General features: G+C 69.5%; 17 protein-coding genes. 10 read left to right on the top strand and 7 right to left on the bottom strand.

What is annotated here, in order from left to right; translation table 11 throughout:
* Nucleotides 1–5: 5 nt before the first annotated feature.
* Together KTR66_RS17600 and KTR66_RS17595 are read right to left on the bottom strand one after the other, a co-directional pair.
* Complete coding sequence (locus KTR66_RS17600) at nt 6–266, bottom strand: hypothetical protein (RefSeq protein ID WP_213614788.1); 261 nt, start codon at nt 264–266, stop codon at nt 6–8.
* Nucleotides 267–510: 244 nt separating this feature from the next.
* Nucleotides 511–765: an Lrp/AsnC ligand binding domain-containing protein gene (locus KTR66_RS17595; protein WP_213614786.1), complete on the bottom strand. Its 255-nt coding sequence runs from the start codon at nt 763–765 to the stop codon at nt 511–513.
* Nucleotides 766–888: 123 nt separating this feature from the next.
* Between KTR66_RS17595 and KTR66_RS17590 the strand changes: the two genes are divergently transcribed.
* The 4 genes from KTR66_RS17590 (at nt 889) to KTR66_RS17575 (ending at nt 6,501) form a co-directional block, all read left to right on the top strand.
* On the top strand, nt 889–2,541 hold the full coding sequence (locus KTR66_RS17590; protein ID WP_213614784.1) for a Na/Pi cotransporter family protein: 1,653 nt from the start codon (nt 889–891) through the stop codon (nt 2,539–2,541).
* A 121-nt stretch (nt 2,542–2,662) separates the two neighbouring features.
* Nucleotides 2,663–3,715, top strand: coding sequence for an ABC transporter ATP-binding protein (locus tag KTR66_RS17585; protein WP_213614782.1), 1,053 nt, complete (start codon nt 2,663–2,665; stop codon nt 3,713–3,715).
* Nucleotides 3,712–4,704 carry an ABC transporter ATP-binding protein gene (locus KTR66_RS17580; RefSeq protein ID WP_213614780.1) on the top strand — a complete coding sequence of 331 codons (993 nt, stop codon included), beginning with the start codon at nt 3,712–3,714 and terminating at the stop codon, nt 4,702–4,704. Before KTR66_RS17585 ends, KTR66_RS17580 begins: the two co-directional genes overlap by 4 nt.
* Before the next feature lie 93 nt (nt 4,705–4,797).
* A complete protein-coding gene (locus KTR66_RS17575) occupies nt 4,798–6,501 on the top strand; it encodes a thiamine pyrophosphate-dependent enzyme (protein WP_249732227.1) in 1,704 nt (567 codons plus the stop codon).
* A 55-nt stretch (nt 6,502–6,556) separates the two neighbouring features.
* Here the strand turns inward: KTR66_RS17575 and dps are convergent, their stop codons facing one another.
* A complete protein-coding gene (dps, locus tag KTR66_RS17570) occupies nt 6,557–7,048 on the bottom strand; it encodes a DNA starvation/stationary phase protection protein Dps (RefSeq protein WP_213614839.1) in 492 nt (163 codons plus the stop codon).
* 22 nt (nt 7,049–7,070) lie between these two features.
* Between dps and KTR66_RS17565 the strand changes: the two genes are divergently transcribed.
* Nucleotides 7,071–7,469: a DUF962 domain-containing protein gene (locus tag KTR66_RS17565; RefSeq protein WP_249732225.1), complete on the top strand. Its 399-nt coding sequence runs from the start codon at nt 7,071–7,073 to the stop codon at nt 7,467–7,469.
* On the opposite strand, the gene KTR66_RS17560 is transcribed toward KTR66_RS17565, so the two are convergent.
* From KTR66_RS17560 to KTR66_RS17550, 3 genes are all read right to left on the bottom strand, one after another.
* Entirely contained in the window at nt 7,453–9,042 is a 1,590-nt protein-coding gene (locus tag KTR66_RS17560; protein WP_213614776.1) for an MFS transporter, read from the bottom strand. The genes KTR66_RS17565 and KTR66_RS17560 overlap by 17 nt on opposite strands.
* Nucleotides 9,043–9,058: 16 nt before the next feature.
* Entirely contained in the window at nt 9,059–10,345 is a 1,287-nt protein-coding gene (locus KTR66_RS17555; RefSeq protein ID WP_213614774.1) for an NCS2 family permease, read from the bottom strand.
* A 146-nt stretch (nt 10,346–10,491) separates the two neighbouring features.
* On the bottom strand, nt 10,492–10,929 hold the full coding sequence (locus tag KTR66_RS17550) for an Rrf2 family transcriptional regulator (protein ID WP_213614772.1): 438 nt from the start codon (nt 10,927–10,929) through the stop codon (nt 10,492–10,494).
* Nucleotides 10,930–11,012: 83 nt separating this feature from the next.
* On the opposite strand from KTR66_RS17550, the gene KTR66_RS17545 reads away from it, so the two are divergent.
* From KTR66_RS17545 to KTR66_RS17530, 4 genes are all read left to right on the top strand, one after another.
* Nucleotides 11,013–11,165 (top strand): hypothetical protein, encoded by a 153-nt coding sequence (locus KTR66_RS17545; RefSeq protein ID WP_213614770.1) that lies wholly within the window; start codon nt 11,013–11,015, stop codon nt 11,163–11,165.
* Nucleotides 11,158–11,538, top strand: coding sequence for a group III truncated hemoglobin (locus tag KTR66_RS17540; protein ID WP_213614768.1), 381 nt, complete (start codon nt 11,158–11,160; stop codon nt 11,536–11,538). Before KTR66_RS17545 ends, KTR66_RS17540 begins: the two co-directional genes overlap by 8 nt.
* A gap of 72 nt (nt 11,539–11,610) precedes the next feature.
* On the top strand, nt 11,611–13,218 hold the full coding sequence (locus KTR66_RS17535; RefSeq protein ID WP_213614766.1) for an ABC transporter substrate-binding protein: 1,608 nt from the start codon (nt 11,611–11,613) through the stop codon (nt 13,216–13,218).
* A 158-nt stretch (nt 13,219–13,376) separates the two neighbouring features.
* Nucleotides 13,377–14,015 (top strand): VOC family protein, encoded by a 639-nt coding sequence (locus KTR66_RS17530; protein WP_213614764.1) that lies wholly within the window; start codon nt 13,377–13,379, stop codon nt 14,013–14,015.
* Nucleotides 14,016–14,071: 56 nt separating this feature from the next.
* Here the strand turns inward: KTR66_RS17530 and KTR66_RS17525 are convergent, their stop codons facing one another.
* Nucleotides 14,072–14,683, bottom strand: coding sequence for a class I SAM-dependent methyltransferase (locus tag KTR66_RS17525; protein WP_213614835.1), 612 nt, complete (start codon nt 14,681–14,683; stop codon nt 14,072–14,074).
* 59 nt (nt 14,684–14,742) lie between these two features.
* On the opposite strand from KTR66_RS17525, the gene KTR66_RS17520 reads away from it, so the two are divergent.
* Nucleotides 14,743–16,113 carry a PleD family two-component system response regulator gene (locus KTR66_RS17520; RefSeq protein ID WP_213614762.1) on the top strand — a complete coding sequence of 457 codons (1,371 nt, stop codon included), beginning with the start codon at nt 14,743–14,745 and terminating at the stop codon, nt 16,111–16,113.
* Nucleotides 16,114–16,160 lie beyond the last annotated feature (47 nt).

The raw sequence follows: 16,160 nt of genomic DNA, 5'->3' as shown, positions 1-16,160 counted from the left end.
AGGGCCTACCAGTAGCGGCGCGGGGGGCCGTAGCCGCTGTACTGGACGGGGCGGCCATAGCCGTAGCCCGGGCGGCCGTAATAGGGCCGCCCGTAATAGGCGGGGCGGCTCGGCTGGCTGGCGGCGACGCCGACGGCGACCGCCGCCACCGCCGCACCGGCGGCCAGGAAGCCGGTCGCGACAGGATCATAGCGGCCATAGGCATCGGTGCAGGCGGTGAAGCCGAGCAGGCCGGTGAGGGCGAGGGCAGGCAGGAGCTTGCGCATCGTCGGGGCTCTTTCCAGAGCATCAACCTGGCGTTTTCGGGCGCCCGGCCGGGAGGAGGGGTCTGGTTCCTCTGATGCACAGTGAAGCGCTGACCGATGGCGGCAGCTTGGAGAGATCAAGGCATTTTCGCCACAAGCGTGGCGCAGTTGCCTTGGGTGGCCAGCGTCAGCCGCGCGCGCCGGAGAAGGCCCCAAGGCGCGCGTTCTATCCGCGCGCGCCGGAGAAGGCCCCAAGGCGCGCGTTCTATCCGCGCGCGCCGGAGAAGGCATTGAAGGTCTGCAGCGTGTAGGTGTCCTTCACGCCCTTCACGCTCTGCACCCGCTCGACCACGAAGAGGCCGATATCCTGGTCGGGCTCCAGGTAGAACTTGCCGAGCAGGTCATACTGGCCGGAGACGGAATGCATCTCGGAGAGTTCGGGGATGTTGTCCGCCATTTCGCGCGCCACGCGATAGGCCTGACCCATCTCGCACTTCACCATGACGAAAATCGCGCGCATGCCCCGAGCCTCCCGAACACAGGTTCAACATGGGCGAGGCGCGGCGAGGCGTAAAGACACTGCACCACCCGGCGCGATTTGCTACAGAATCGCGATGACCCGAGCCGCTTGGCCGCCCCGCTGATGGGGACCCAGATCCTTCTCCTGCTCCTGGGCAGTGTCGCCCTGCTTGTCTGGGGCGTACGGATGGTCCGCACCGGCGTGCTGCGGGCTTTTGGCACTGCCTTGCGGCGGCTCCTGGCGGGTGCCGCGCGGCAAAGGGCAGGGGCCTTCGCTGGCGGCGTGGTGGCGGCCGCCGCGCTGCAATCCTCGACGGCCGTCGCCGTCATCATCGGAGGCTTTGCCGGTCAGGGGCTGATCGGCACGGCGCCCGCGCTGGCCGTGCTGCTGGGCGCCGATGTGGGCACCAGCCTCGCCGCCCAACTCCTCGCGACCGATGTGAAATGGCTCTGGGCCGTGCTGCTGGCGGCTGGCGTGCCGCTCTTCCTGACCGCAAGAGGCGAGCGGCGGAAGGGGATGGCGCGGCTGCTGATCGGCCTCGGCCTCGTGCTGCTGGCGCTCTCGCAAATGGGCCTTGCCGCCGCGCTGCTGCGCGAATCCCCCACTGTGCGCCTGGTGCTGGCGACCCTGGGGGCGGAGCCGCTGCTGGCCTTCCTGCTGGCGGGCCTGCTGACCTGGCTCGTGCATTCCAGCCTCGCCATCGTCCTGCTGGTCATTTCGCTGGCCGCTTCGGGTCTGGTGGGGTCGGCGCTCTCGGTCGCACTGGTGCTTGGGGCCAATGCGGGCGGGGCGGCGGCGCCGCTGCTGGCGCTTGCGGGCTCCGGGCCGGCGGCGCGACGCGTGGCACTGGGCAATCTCGGCATGCGCGGCGGCCTCGCCGTGCTGGCGCTCCCGCTGGCGGCACCGCTGGGGCAGGGGCTGGAGGCACTCTTCATGACCCCCGGGCTGCGCGTCGGCATGGCGCATCTGGGCTTCAACCTGCTGGTGGCCTTGGTCTTCCTCTCCCTGCTTGGCCCCGTGGCGCTCCTGCTGGAACGCCTGCTGCCCGCGGCCGAGGCCGGGCCTGATGCCGACCAGCCCCGCCATCTGGACCCGAGCGTGCTCGAATCCCCTGTGGAGGCGCTGGGCTGCGCCACGCGTGAGGCGATCCTGCTGGGCGAGCGGGTGGATGCGATGCTCGCGCAATCCTGGACCGCCATCGAGACCGGCGACGGAGCACGCATCCGCGCCGTGGAGCAGGCCGATGACGCGGTGGACCGGCTGCATGAGGCGATCAAGCTCTACCTCGTCCAGGCCTCCCGCGCCGAGATGTCGGGCGAGGAGAGCGCCCGCGCTGTCGAGATCCTCGCCTTCGTCATGAATCTCGAGCATGTGGGCGACATCCTCGACAAGAATCTGATGGAGTTGGCGGCGAAGCGCGGCCGCCTCGGCCTCTCCTTCTCAGAGGAGGGGCTGGAGGAACTGCGCGCCCTGCACGCCCGCATCATGGAGACGATGCGCCTATCCCTGAATGTCTTCACCACGCGCGACCTTGGCCTCGCCCGCCGCCTCTTTGCGGACAAGGCGGGGCTTCGCGCGGCGGAGCGGGAGGCGGCGGGCCGGCATTTCGACCGGCTGCGCCAGGGCCGCTCGGAATCGCTGGAGACCAGCGCCATCCATCTCGACATGATCCGTGACCTGAAGCGCATCCATGGCCACCTGACCGCGGTCGCCTATCCCATCCTGGAGGCGGCTGGTGAATTGGCGGAGAGCCGCCTCCGGGCGCGGACGGAATGATCGGGGCACGGGCGCGGGGCAGGCGGGACTGCCCAGGATTGCGGCATCGGCCGCGCCATGGCCATCTGTGCCGGGCCGCTGGTGCGTTCCGCCAGGTTGCAGGAGGAGATAGTTTGCCTTGATGGACGCTCTCGATCCCACGCCCGACCGCGGTGGCCCCGCGCAGCCCCTCCTCGCCGTGAAGGGGCTGGTCAAGCATTTCCCGCTGAAGGGCGGCCTGCTCGGCCGCACCCAGGCGGTCGTCCGCGCCGTGGACGACGTGGAATTCGACGTGGTGAAGGGCGAGACGCTCGGCATCGTGGGCGAATCCGGCTGCGGCAAATCCACCACGGCGCGGCTTCTCATGCGCCTGCTGGAGCCCAATGCCGGCACCATGATCTTCGATGGCGAGGCGGTGGGCGAGAATGTCCAGGCCGGCGGAATCACGCTGCGCGAGTATCGCCGCCAGGTGCAGATGGTCTTCCAGGACAGCTACGCCTCGCTCAACCCGCGTCTGCCGATCGAGGAGACGATCGCCTTCGCCCCGCGCATCCACGGCCTCTCGGCCGATGAGTCGGTGACGCGCGCTCGCGAATTGCTCGCGGCCGTGGGCCTCGCCCCCGAAAGCTTCGCCCGCCGCTACCCGCATGAACTCTCAGGCGGGCAGCGACAGCGCATCAACATCGCGCGCGCCCTGGCGTTGCGCCCCAAGCTTGTCATCCTGGACGAGCCGGTCTCGGCGCTCGACAAGTCGGTCGAGGCGCAGGTCCTGAACCTGCTGGTGGATCTGAAGGCCGAGTTCGGGCTGACCTATGTCTTCATCAGCCATGATTTGAACGTGGTGCAGTACATCAGCGACCGCGTGCTGGTGATGTATCTGGGCGAGGTGGCGGAGATGGGCCCGGTCGGCGCCATCTATGACCGCCCGGCGCACCCCTATACCCGCGCGCTGCTGGACAGCCGGCCCTCGATGGACCCCGCCAAGCGGCGCACCAAGCCGCCGCTGACGGGCGATCCGCCGAACCCGGTGAACCCGCCCTCCGGCTGCCGCTTCCGCACACGCTGCGGCCATGCCGAGGAGGTCTGCGCCGCGAGGAAGCCGCTGATGGCCGATCTGGGCGGCGGGCATATCGTTTCCTGCCATATGGCCACGCCCGGCAGCGGGCACAGCCAGGCCGGGAGCCTCGCGGCATGAGCGCGGCGCTGAAGACCAACGCGCCGCCGCTGGTGAAGCTGCGGGACCTGCATGTGACGTTCAAGACGCGCGACCGCACCGTGCACGCGGTGAATGGCGTGGATCTCGACCTCGCCGCCGGCGAGGTGCTCTGCATCCTGGGCGAGAGCGGCTCGGGCAAGTCGGTCACGCTGCGCGCGCTGATGAAGCTCCTGCCGAAATTCGCGCAGATCAAGGGCGGCATCGAGGTCAATGGCCGCGACGTCAATGCCATGAGCAACAGCCAGCTCGCCGATTTCCGCGGCGGCGAGGTGGCGATGATCTTCCAGGAGCCGATGACGGCGCTGGACCCGGTCTTCACGGTGGGCCGCCAGATCGCCGAGACGGTGCAGCGGCATGAGGGCGTCTCCCGCGCCACGGCCGATGCCCGGGCGCTGGAATTGCTGGAACTGGTGCAGATCCCCTCCGCCAAGCGGCGCCTGGCCGCCTATCCGCATGAGCTCTCGGGCGGCCTGCGGCAGCGCGCGATGATCGCGGTCGCCTTGGCTTGCCGCCCCAAGCTGCTGCTCGCCGACGAACCCACAACGGCGCTGGACGCGACCGTGCAGATCCAGGTGCTGCTCCTGCTGCGCGAGCTGCAGGAGAAGCTCGACATGGGGGTCATCTTCGTGACCCACGACCTCGGCGTGGCGGGCGAGATCGCGGACAAGGTGGCCGTCATGTACGCCGGCCGCGTGGTTGAGGAGGGGCCGGTCTCGGGCCTCATGGCCGGCCCGCTGCACCCCTATGCCCAGGGCCTGCTCGGCGCCACTGTGCATCCCGGCATGCGCGGCAAGCGGCTGACCACGATCCCCGGCGCGCCGCCCATGCTGGATGTGGCACCGACCACCTGCGCGTTTTCCCCGCGCTGCGAGTATGCCGAGGCGGCCTGCACCGCCGGCGTGCCTGCGCTCGTCGAGGCTTCGCCCGGCCGTTTCGCGCGCTGCGTCCGCGTGCCGAAGGGCGTGTGATCTGTCTCTGCAGGCGCGGCATGCGCCGCGTGGAGTGACGAGCGCGCGCGCCTGATCTAGCCTCCCCTCCGATTCCAGAGGGGAGCAGGCATGATGGCAAAGGCGCCGAAGACGAAGACCACCGAAAAGGCGAGCGAGCGCAGCGGCGGCAAGCTGCTGGCTGATGCGCTGGTGGCCAATGGCGCGACGCATGTCTTCGCCGTGCCCGGCGAGAGCTATCTCGACCTGCTGGACGGTCTCTACTCCGTCCGCAACCGCATCGAGCTCATCACCTGCCGCTTCGAGGCCGGCGCCGTCCATATGGCGGAAGCGCACGGCAAGCTGACCGGCCGCCCCGGCGTGTGCATCGTCACGCGCGGCCCGGGCGCCTGCCATGCCGCCATCGGCGTGCATGTGGCGCAGCAGGACAGCACGCCCATGGTGCTGCTGGTCGGCCAGATCCCGCGCGAGGAGACGGATCGCGAGAGCTTCCAGGAGGTGGATTACCGCCGGATGTTCTCGCCCATCGCCAAATGGGTGACGCAGATCGATGACGCGCATCGCATCCCCGAGATCATGGCGCATGCCTTCGACGTCGCGGTCAGCGGCCGCCCCGGCCCGGTGGTGGTCGCCATCAGCGAGGAGATGCAGAAGCATCTCTCGGCCGTGCCGGATATCGGCCCCGCCGATGTGGCGCCCGCGCATCCCGCGCCCGATGCCATCCCCAAGCTGATGAAGCTGCTGGCCAAGGCAGAGCGCCCGCTCGCCGTGCTGGGTGGCAGCCGCTGGAGCGCCGAGGGCCGCGCGGCCATCCGCGACTTCCTGGTGGCGAACGACATCCCGACGGCGGTCTCCTTCCGCCGGCAGTCGCTCTTCGACGGCACGTCCAAGCACTACGCGGGCGATCTCGGCGTCGGCGCCGATGCGGCGCTGGTGGCGGCGGCCAAGGAATCCGACCTTATCCTCGCCTTCGGCACGCGCATGGGTGAGCCGGTGAGCCAGGGCTACACGCTGCTGGACATGGCGGGCGCCACGCCGCTCGTGCAGGTGCACCCGGAGCAGTCGGAAATCGGCCGCGTCTATCGCCCCGCACTCGGCATCACCAGCGATGTGAACGCCTTCGCCCTCGCCATCCGGAATGAGCGGGTCAAGAAGCCGAAATGGGCGGCCTGGCGGAAGCAGGTGCGCGCCGCGCGCGAGGCGCAGGCGGTGGCGCCGGAATATGAGGGGCCGCTGAACCTGGCGCGCGCGCTGCAGGCGCTGGAGAAGGTGCTGCCCAAGGACACGATCTTCACGACCGACGCCGGCAATTTCGCCACCTGGCCCAGCCGCTTCATGCATGTGAAGGAGGCGCAGGAATTCCTCGGCCCCACCAATGGCGCCATGGGCTATGGCGTGCCGGCGGCCATCGGCGCGGCCATCACATACCCCGAACGGCAGGTGATCTGCTTCGTCGGCGATGGCGGCTTCCTGATGACGGGGCAGGAAATCGCGACCGCCTTTCACCACAAGGTGGCGCCCATCATCATGGTGTTCAACAACGGGATGTACGGCACGATCCGCATGTACCAGGAGCGCGTCTATCCCGAGCGCGTCTCCGGCACGGAACTCACCAACCCCGACTTCGCCCGCTTCATCGAGGCCTTCGGCGGCCATGGCGAGGTGGTGACCGCGACGGACGAGATGGTCCCGGCCTACAAGCGCGCGGTCGCCAGCGGGAAGCCCGCCATCATCGAGGTGCGGATGAACCCGCAGCAGGTGACGAACCGGGCCACCATTGCCGATCTTCGGGCGCAGTCCACGGGGAAGAAGAAGTAAGCCCAGGGGCGCTGCCCCTGGACCCCGCCGAGGGGCTTGCCCCTCGGAACCCGTCTCAATCCAAGTGCGCTTCCAGCATCCACAGCGCCTTGTCGAGCATGCGCGAGGTGGCGGTGAAGAGGTCCGCCGTGTCGGCATCGCCTGCCTCGCCGGCGGTGTCGATGGCCTTGCGGGTGGTCTCGGCCAGCGCGGCGTAGCGATCGGCCAGCGCCGCCACATGCGCCATGCCGTCGCGCAGATCGGCGGGGTAGGGCGCGAGGCGCGTGGCCGCCCCCACCGCCTGGGTGGTTCCATTGGGCGTGCCTCCGAGTTGGACGATGCGCTCCGCCACATCGTCCACCGCCTCGCCCAGCTGGTCGTAGAACTCCTCGAACTTGGCATGCAGCGCCGCGAAATGAGGCCCGCGCACGGTCCAATGCGCCATGCGGACACCGTTGGTCAGGTCCATCAGATCCGCCAGCGCGCTGTTGAGCAGGTCCACGCTGGTGAGGCGGGCATTCTCGCCCAGGGTGTTGCGGGTGCGGGCAAGCTTCGCCATGCGGTGCATCTCCATGCTGTGAGCTGTAGATATGGGGGCTGGCGCGCAGCTTTCAGATGACAAGACCGTCATGTCATGGCAGCGTTGCGCCATGGCGTCGCGCATTTCCACCTATGCGGAGTTCTGGCCCTTTTATCTGCGCGAGCATGCCGCGCCGTTGACGCGACAGGTGCACGCGCTCGGCACCGGGCTCGGCTTGCTGCTGCTGCTCGTGGCGCAGGTGCTGGGGCCGTGGTGGCTTGTCCTCGCCGCTCTCATGGCAGGCTATGGCTTCGCGTGGCTCTCGCACATGCTGGTGGAGCGCAATCGCCCGGCGAGCTTCAAGCATCCCTGGTGGTCGCTCATCTCCGATTTTCGCATGGCTTGGTGCATGCTGACCGGTACGTTGGGCGCCGAATTGGCAAAGGCCGGCGTCACACCGGGACGTTGACGTAGCGCACCGCCTCGGGCCCGCCCTCGCCCACATGGAAGGCGGCAGCGCGGGCGAGCGTCCCGCGGTCCTCGTCGGAGAGGCGACCCACCTCGCGCAGGTGCTCCGCCCAGCTCTCAATGGCCCAGAGTTCCACCCAGCGGTCGGGTTGGGCGATATCCTCGTAGAGGCGCCAGGTGGCAGCCCCGCCGCGCAGGCGCACCAGGCGGCACTCGGCCATGATGGCGAGGAAGGCATCGCGGTCTGCGGCGGGCACTTGGTATCGCACCACTTCCAGCACGCGGTTGGCGCCCTCATGCAGCAATTCGCGCAGTTCGGCCGCCGCCGGGGCAGGGCGGGCGAGTTCCACGCTGGGGGGCGGGACGGGTGCCTCGCCCTCCAGCCGCCACCCCCGTACCGTGATGGCGCCGAGGGCCGCGCCCAGCGCGAAGAGCGCCATGGCCCAGGTGACGCCCACCTGCCCCGCGATCCAGCCGGACAGCGCCGAACCGGCTGCCAGCGCTCCGAAGAAGCACATCTGGTAGATGCCGATGGCCCGCGCCCGCACCCAGGCGGGCGCCGCCATCTGCGCCGAGGCCTGGAGTGTGGAGGCTGCTGAGATCCAGGATACGCCGTACAGCGTCATCCCGAGCGCGGCGAAGCTCCAATGATGCAGCAGCGCCAGGATCGCCATGGCGAGTGCCCCGATCAGCGAGGCCCAGAGCACCATGCCGGAGCGATCCAGCCGCCCGCGCAAGGCCGGCAGCAGGAAGCCCGCCCCCACCGCGCCTACGCCCATGCAGCCAAGCAAGAGGCCGAAGGATTGTGGGCCGAGGCCCAGCGTGTCTCGCACCAGCAGCGGCAGCAGACCCCAGACCGCGGAGCCGAACAGGAAGAACACCACGGCGCGGATGATCGCCGCATGCATGGCGGGGGTCGCGGCCACGAAGCGCGTGCCCGCCCGCACGGCCGAGAGGAAATGCTCGCGCGGCATGCGCAACGAGCTGGGCGCGCGCTTCCAGGCGAAGAGGGCGGCCACCATCACCATCAGGCAGGCGGCGTTCAGCGCGAAGGCGGCGCCCATGCCGAACCAGGCGATGGTGAGCCCGCCGATGGCCGGGCCGATCGCGCGGGTGATGTTGAAGCCGATGCCGTTCAGCGCGATGGCGCTGACGAGGTCGCTGCGGGGCACCAGCTCAGGCGTGGTCGCCGCCCAGGCCGGGAAGGTCATGGCGAGGCCGGCGCCCAGCGCGAAGGTCAGCGCCACCAGCCCCCAGGGCCCCAGCGCGTCGAAGCCGCTCAGTACGCAGAGCAGCAGGGCCGTTCCCGCCATCCAGAGCTGCGCGCCGATGAGAAACAGGCGCCGGTCCATGATGTCGGCCAGCGCGCCGGCGGGCAGCGCCAGCAGGAAGACCGGCAGCATGGAGGCGGCCTGCACGAGGCTCACCATCATGGGCGAGGGGTCTAGGCTGGTCATCAGCCAGCCCGCCGCCGTGTTCTGCACGAAGAGCCCGATGTTGGAGGCGAGGTTCGCCAGCCAGAGCATCCGGAAGGCCGGATGGCGCAGGGGCGCCAAGGCGGCCGGGTTCTTCATCGGCTGCCCCTGCCTCTCAACTGACGGCGAATTTCAGCGCGCAGAGGGCCGAGAGCACCCAGACGGCGCCATGCACCTCACCGGCGCGGCCGGCCAGCGTCTTGATGCCGGCATAGGCGAGGAAGCCCAGGCCGATGCCGGTCGCGATCGAGAAGGTGAAGGGCATCGCAAGGACGGTCAGCATGGCAGGGAGGTACTCGGTCTCATCCCCCCAATCCACGGATTTCAGCGCTTGCGCCATGAGGCAGGCGACGAAGACCAGCGCCGGCGCGGTGGCGAAGGCGGGCACCGAGGCCGCGAGCGGAGCAAGGAACAGGGCGAGCAGGAAGAAGCTCGCGACGGTCAGCGCGGTGAGGCCGGTGCGGCCGCCCTGCTGGATGCCCGCCGCACTCTCGATGTAGCTGACGGTGGTGGAGGTGCCGAGCGCGGCTCCCACCATGGCGCCGCCGGAATCCGCCATCAGCGCGCGGCCCAGGCGCGGCACGCTGCCATCCTCGCGCATCAGGCCGGCGCGGTGCGTGGTGGCGATGAGGGTGCCGGCATTGTCCAGCAGATCCACCAGGAAGAAGGTGAAGACCACGCTGAGCAGGCCGAGTTGCAGGGCACCCGCGAGATCCATCTGAAGGAAGGTCGGCGCCAGCGAGGGCGGCGGGGCGAAGACGCCCTGGAACTGGGTGAGGCCGAAGGGAATCCCCGCCGCCGCTGTCGCCAGGATTCCGATGATGACCGCGCCCGGCACGCGCCGCGCGGCGAGTGCGGCCATCAGGATGAAGCCCGCGCAGCCGAGCAGGACGGGCAGGGTGGTGAGCTTGCCCATCGTCACCAGCGTCGCCGGATGGGCCACGACGAGGCCCAGATTCTTCAGCCCGATCAGCCCGAGGAAGAGGCCGATGCCGGCCGCGATGCCGAGCTTGAGCGAGAGCGGGATGCCGCCGATCAGCCATTCGCGCAGGCGCACGGCGCTGATGGCGAAGAAGATCATGCCGGAGAGGAAGACCGCGCCCAGCGCCACCTGCCAGGGCACGCCCATGCTGCCCACGACGACGAAGGCGAAATAGGCGTTCAGCCCCATGCCGGGGGCGAGCGCGATCGGGTAGTTGGCCAGCAGCCCCATCAGCGCCGAGCCGATGGCCGCGGCGAGACAGGTCGCGACGAAGGCCGCGCCGGGATCGATGCCGGCCGCCGCCATGATCTGCGGATTCACGATCAGGATATAGGCCATGGTGAGGAAGGTGGCCACACCGGCCGCCATCTCGCGCCGGGCCGTCGTGCCGTGCTCGTTGAGGGCGAAGAATCGTTCCATGTCGCTGCTCCGCGGGAATCCCGATACGGAGTGTTTACGCGGAATCGCGCCGCATGCCTCCTGGGCGAAACCGATGCGGGCGGGGCGCCGACGGCTTCGCCACGCGGATGTGCATCCGGCCTGCCGCGATGCCTGCGGCTTGGGCGTCAGGCCGGCTCGGGCAGGCCAAGGAGGCCGCGCAGGGAGGCGGCTGGTGTGGCGAGTTCCGCCAGGGTGGTGGCGTCCAGCACGGCCAGGAACGCCGCACGCGCCTCGGCCAGGCGCTGTTTCAGCAGGCAGGCGGGCGTGATGGCACAGTCGCCGCCGGCGAGGCAGGGCACGAGGTCGAGGTCCGGCTCCATACGGCGGACGACTTCGCCCGCGGTGATCTCTGCCGCGTCGCGCGCCAGCGCGAGGCCGCCGCCGCGTCCACGCAAGGTGCGGACCAGCCCCGCCTGGCCCAACTGATGCGCCACTTTCATGAGATGCGCCTCCGAGATCGCGTAGGCGCGCGCCACCTCGGCGATGGTGGCGCGCCCTTCGGGCTGGACCGCGAGGTGGATGAGCATGCGGAGGGAGAAGTCGGTCAGGGTCGTCAAACGCATGGCCGAAAAGATACCCAATCGATATTGCTTTTCAAGCGGCTCAGGCGATAAGATGTATTCAAGATAGATCTTATGAGGCCCCCATGACCCCTCTCGCCCTGTTCCTCCTCCCCGGCAACCTCGTCAGCGACGCGCTTCATATCGAGGCGGAAGACAGCCGGGTGATGACCCGCACGCTGGTCAACATGCTGTTCTGGAACCTATGCGCCGTGCTCGTGGTGCTTCCCTTTGTCTGAGCCGGTGAGCGAGGCCGAGATCGCGCGCCTCGTCGCGCGCTTCTATGAGCGGGTCCGCGCGCACCCGACCCTCGCCCCCGTCTTCGCCGCCGCGATCGGCGAGGGGGCCAACGAATGGGCGGCGCATGAGGAAAAGCTCTGCCGCTTCTGGTCCTCGCTGATGCGCCGCAGTGGCGCCTATCACGGTGACCCCTACGGCGCGCATCTGCGCCTGCCCGGCCTGACACCCGGCATGTTCGGCGAGTGGCTGGCGCTCTTCGAGGCGTGCGCCGCCGAGACGCTGCCGCCGGAGATGGCACAGGCCTTCTGCGAACGCGCTGCACGCGTCGCGCGCAGCCTGCGGATGGGTATCTTCGAGCGCATCGGCGGCTGACCGGGCGCCCTCCCGCGCGCGGCATAGGCATTGCATGGCTGCAATGCAAACCGCGAATGGGAGACCCCCGCCATGCTCGATCTCCGCCGCCGCTCACTGCTCGCGGCCCCGGCCCTCATTGGTGCCCTTGGCGCCAGCGAGGCGGAGGCCCAGCAGGCCCAGCCGCTGCGCATCGCCATGTCCATCGGCGATGTGCCGCGCCTCTGGGGCGGGCCGGAAGCGGGGTTCGAGGGCGTGCGCTTCGGCTCCTACTTCGTCTATGACAGCCTGACGCTCTGGGATCTCTCGCGCGCCGATGCGCCCTCCACGCTGCGGCCTGGCCTCGCCACCTCCTGGCGGGTGGATGAAGCGGATCGCCGCCGTTGGATCATCGAGCTGCGCCAAGGCGTGAAGTTCCACGACGGCTCGCCCTTCGACGCCGATGCCGCGATCTGGAACCTGGACAGCATCTTCAACAGCAGCGCCCCGCAATTCGAAGGCACGCGCTCGGGCCTTGTGCGCGGCCGAGCCACTTCGGTGGGCAGCTACGAGAAGCTCGACACGCATCGCATCGCGATCGTGACGCGCGAGGTGGATGCGACCTTCCCCTACCAGATGGCCTTCCTCTGGTTCGCCTCGCCCAGCCATTGGCAGGCGATGGGCGGAGACTGGCAGCGCTTCGCCATGAACCCCTCCGGCACCGGCCCCTACAAGGTGACCTCCGTGACGCCGCGCCAGCGCGCCGAACTGGAGGCGAACCGCGATTATTGGGAGCCGGGCCGCGTGCCCAAGGCGCCGCGCACCGTGCTGCTGCCCATCCCGGACGGGCCGGCGCGCGTGGCCGCCCTCCGCGCGGGCCAGGTGGACCTCGTCGAATCCCTGCCCACTGACACCATCGCGCCCCTGCGCGCCGCCCGCTTCCAGATCGTGCAGAACGCCTATCCGCATATCTGGGCCTGGCGCCTGAACGTGACGGAGGGATCCCCCTTCGCCGACATCCGGGTTCGCCAGGCGGCGAATCTCGCGGTGGATCGCGATGGCATCGTCTCCCTCCTTTCCGGCGCCGCGCAGGCCGCCCGCGGCAAGGTGACGCCGGATGATCCCTGGTTCGGCAACCCGCAATTCCGCCTGCGGCATGACGTGGCCGAGGCTCGGCGGCTGATGACCGCGGCCGGCTATTCCGCCGCGCGCCGCTGCGCCATCAGCGTCATCATGCCCATCTCGGGCGGCGGCCAGATGGTGCCTCAGCCGATGAACGAGGCGGTGCAGGCCGGCCTGCGCGAGGCCTTCTTCGACGTCAGCTTCCTGCCGGTGGATTTCGCCACCGCCATCAACCAGATGCGCGCCGGCGCGCGCGACCCCGCTTCGCGCGGCGCGCATGCCATCAACGTCGCCATCCCCTCGATGGAGCCCAACACCGGCTGGCTGATCTATGACAGCCAGCTCTCCAACCCGCGCGGCATCAACTGGGGCTACTACAATTCCCAGGCGGTGGACGCGCAGCTGCGTGTCGTGCGCAACAGCTTCGACCCGGCCGAGCAGACGCGGCAGATGGCACAGCTGCACAACATCCTGATCGACGAAGCCGCGTTGCTGGCCGTGGTGCATGACCTCAATCCGCGCGCGCTCAGCCCACGCTGCCGCGGCTTCGTCCAGGCGCGGAGCTGGTTCCAGGACTACACGCAGATCAGCCTCGCCTGAGGGGGATCTGCGCGGGCCGCGCATTGATCTCGCGCATGTTCCCGCGCGCGAAACTTGCCATGATGCGGGGGGCGCCTTCCATTCCGGGGGTGTCCCCTGTCTGCATGAGGAAACGCGCGAACATGTCCGCCGCCATCCGCCTGAAGGCCCGCTGAGCCATGGCCGAGATCGACCACATCGTCCTCGGCGCCCGCACCCTGGAAGAGGGGGCCGGCTTCGTCACGCGCCTGCTCGGCGTGAAGCCGCAGGCCGGCGGCAAGCATGAGGGGGCGGGCACGCACAATATGCTCGTGGGCCTTGGCCCCGATTGTTATCTGGAGATCATCGCGCCCGATCCGAGCCAGCCGGAACCCCCCCAGCCGAGGCTTTTCGACCTGGACGACCCCGCCACGCGCCTGATGCTGGAGGCCGAGCCGCGGCTGCTGGGCTGGGTGGCGCGCACGCCCTCGATGGATTCCGTCATGGCGCGGCTCGGTCCGCGTGGGGGCGCGGTGCGAGAGATGAAGCGCGGCGACCTCGCCTGGCGCTTCGCCGTTCCCCCCCAGCGCCAGGACATGGACAACCTCATCCCGCCGATGATCGAGTGGCGGGGCGAGCGCGCCGGGCGCCACCTGCATGACAGCCATTTTCGCCTCACGGCGCTGGAGGCGGAGCATCCCGAGGACGAAGCGCTGCGCCGCGCGCTGGAGGAGCGCGGGCTCGGCGCCGCGCTCAAGGTCAAGCGCGGGCCGCATCCACGCTTGATCGCGCATCTGCGCGCCGCGGACGGCACGGAGCACACGCTGACCAGCGGCTGAAGGGTGCCGAAGGCCCCTCCTCGCCGTGTTCAGGCCATGCTATTTTGCCTGCAATGTCAGGCGTGATGCGAAGCAGTGGTCTGCGGGACCTGGGCGGGGCGGTAGCGCCAGACGCTCGCTGGCGGGAAATTCGCCACGGTGAAGGCCATCCGCCGCGCCGTCAGCCCAAGCCGGCGATAGGGCAGGGGCGAGGTGGCGCAATAGGTGTAGAGCAGGAAGCCGCGGCCTGGCGCCACGCTCTCCACCGCGTCCCGGAAGGCCGCCTGACGCTCGAGCGGCAGCAGCACCAGCGGGATGCCGCAGATGGCCGTGCCGATCCGGCCCTGCATCTGCGCGGACAGGGCGTTCCTGAGGTCGAAGGCATCGCCGCAGATCACGTTCACGCCGGGCAGGCTGCGCCGCAGGAATTCCGCCATTTCGGGCACGATCTCGACCACGATGAGCTTCTCGGCCGGCACGCCCGCCGCGAGCAGGGCGGCCGAGATGACGCCGGTGCCGGCGCCCAGTTCCAGCACGTATTCGTCCGGTCCCCGCTCCACCGCCGCCGCGATCCGCTGGCACAGCGCGGGCGAGGACGGGATGATCGAGCCCATCTGCAGCGGGTTGCGCAGCCAGCGGCGGAAGAACAGGGTCTTGTTGGCGTCCGGCGCCGGCCGGCCCAAGGTCATTTCAGACACATCACGCTCCTGTTGCGTTGCGTGCCCGGCCTGAGGGGAAGCACTGACCGATGACCGCCCGCGTCCTTGCGGTGGATGACATCGCAGCCAATCTCCGCCTGCTCGAGGCCAAGCTGCAGGCCGAGTATTACGAAGTCCTGCTCGCCTCCAGCGGCCAGGAGGCGTTGACGACAGCTTTCACGCAATTGCCAGACGTCATTCTCCTGGATGTCATGATGCCGGGGATGGATGGCTATCAGGTGTGCAGTGCGCTCAAGGCGGATGCACGCACGCAGCATATTCCGGTCGTCATGGTGACGGCCCTGACCGACAGCAGCGAGCGCGTGCGCGGACTCGAGGTCGGCGCCGACGATTTCCTCTCGAAGCCGGTGGATGACGCCACCCTCTTCGCCCGGCTGCGCGCCTTGCTGCGTGTGAAGCAGGTGCAGGATGCCTGGCGCCTTCGCGCCGAGACGGCGCGGGAGCTTGGCCTCGAGAGCAGTGCGCCGGAGCCGGCGATCTCGGTCGCCCATGCCCGGGCGCTTGTGCTGGCCGAGGTGCCGGAGGAGATGGCCGCGGTGCGTGACGCGTTGCAGGCGGATGCGATCAAGACGGTCTGCGTCACCAGCATCGACGAGGCGCAGAAGCAGTTGATGAAGGGCGAGTTCGATCTCGCCCTGCTCGCCCTGCCGCCGGATGCGACGGAGGTGCTGCGCCTCGCCTCGCGCCTGCGCGCGCAGAACAACACGCGGGATCTGCCGCTGCTGCTGCTGGCCGATACGGCGCAGAAGACGCAGGTGCTGCGCGGCTTCGACCTGGGCGCCAATGACCACGCCTTCCGCCCGCTCGATCCCAATGAGCTGCGGGCGCGCGCCCGCAACCAGATCCGCCGCAAGCGCTACCAGGAGCGGCTGCGCGCCGAGCTGGACCGCTCGCTGGAAATGGCCGTCACCGACCAGCTGACCGGCCTGCGCAACCGCCGCTATGTGCGCCGCCACCTGGACGGGCTGCTGCGCACCGAGGAAGCGGCGGTGCTGCTGGTGGATATCGACAAGTTCAAATCCATCAACGACACCTACGGCCACAATGTCGGCGACGTCGCGCTGCGCGAGGTGGCCGAGCGGCTGCGCGTGCAGCTCCGCGCGGCGGACGTGGTCGCCCGCTATGGCGGTGAGGAATTCCTGGCCGTGCTGACCGGCGCGCCCAGCGCCTATGCGCTGATCGTGGCCGACCGCCTGCGCGAGGCCATCGCGGCCGAACCCATCCGCACGGGGGATGTGGTGCTGCCGGTCACCATCAGCATCGGCGTGGCCGTGGGCGGACCCGGCGTGCCGGCGGACCAGCTGATCGGTTCGGCCGACGAGGCGCTCTACCGGGCCAAGCGGGATGGTCGCAACCGTGCCTATCTGGCGGACCCCGACCTCGATAAATCCGCCCAATAGCGTGTCACGAAAAAAGGCGGCGCCCCGATCGGGCAGCCGCCTTTTTC

Origin of the sequence: Roseococcus sp. SDR (assembly GCF_019083995.1) — a bacterium.
Classification (GTDB): Bacteria; Pseudomonadota; Alphaproteobacteria; order Acetobacterales; family Acetobacteraceae; genus Roseococcus.
Note: the sequence above shows the minus strand (reverse complement) of the source record. Positions and strands in the feature narration are given on the sequence as shown.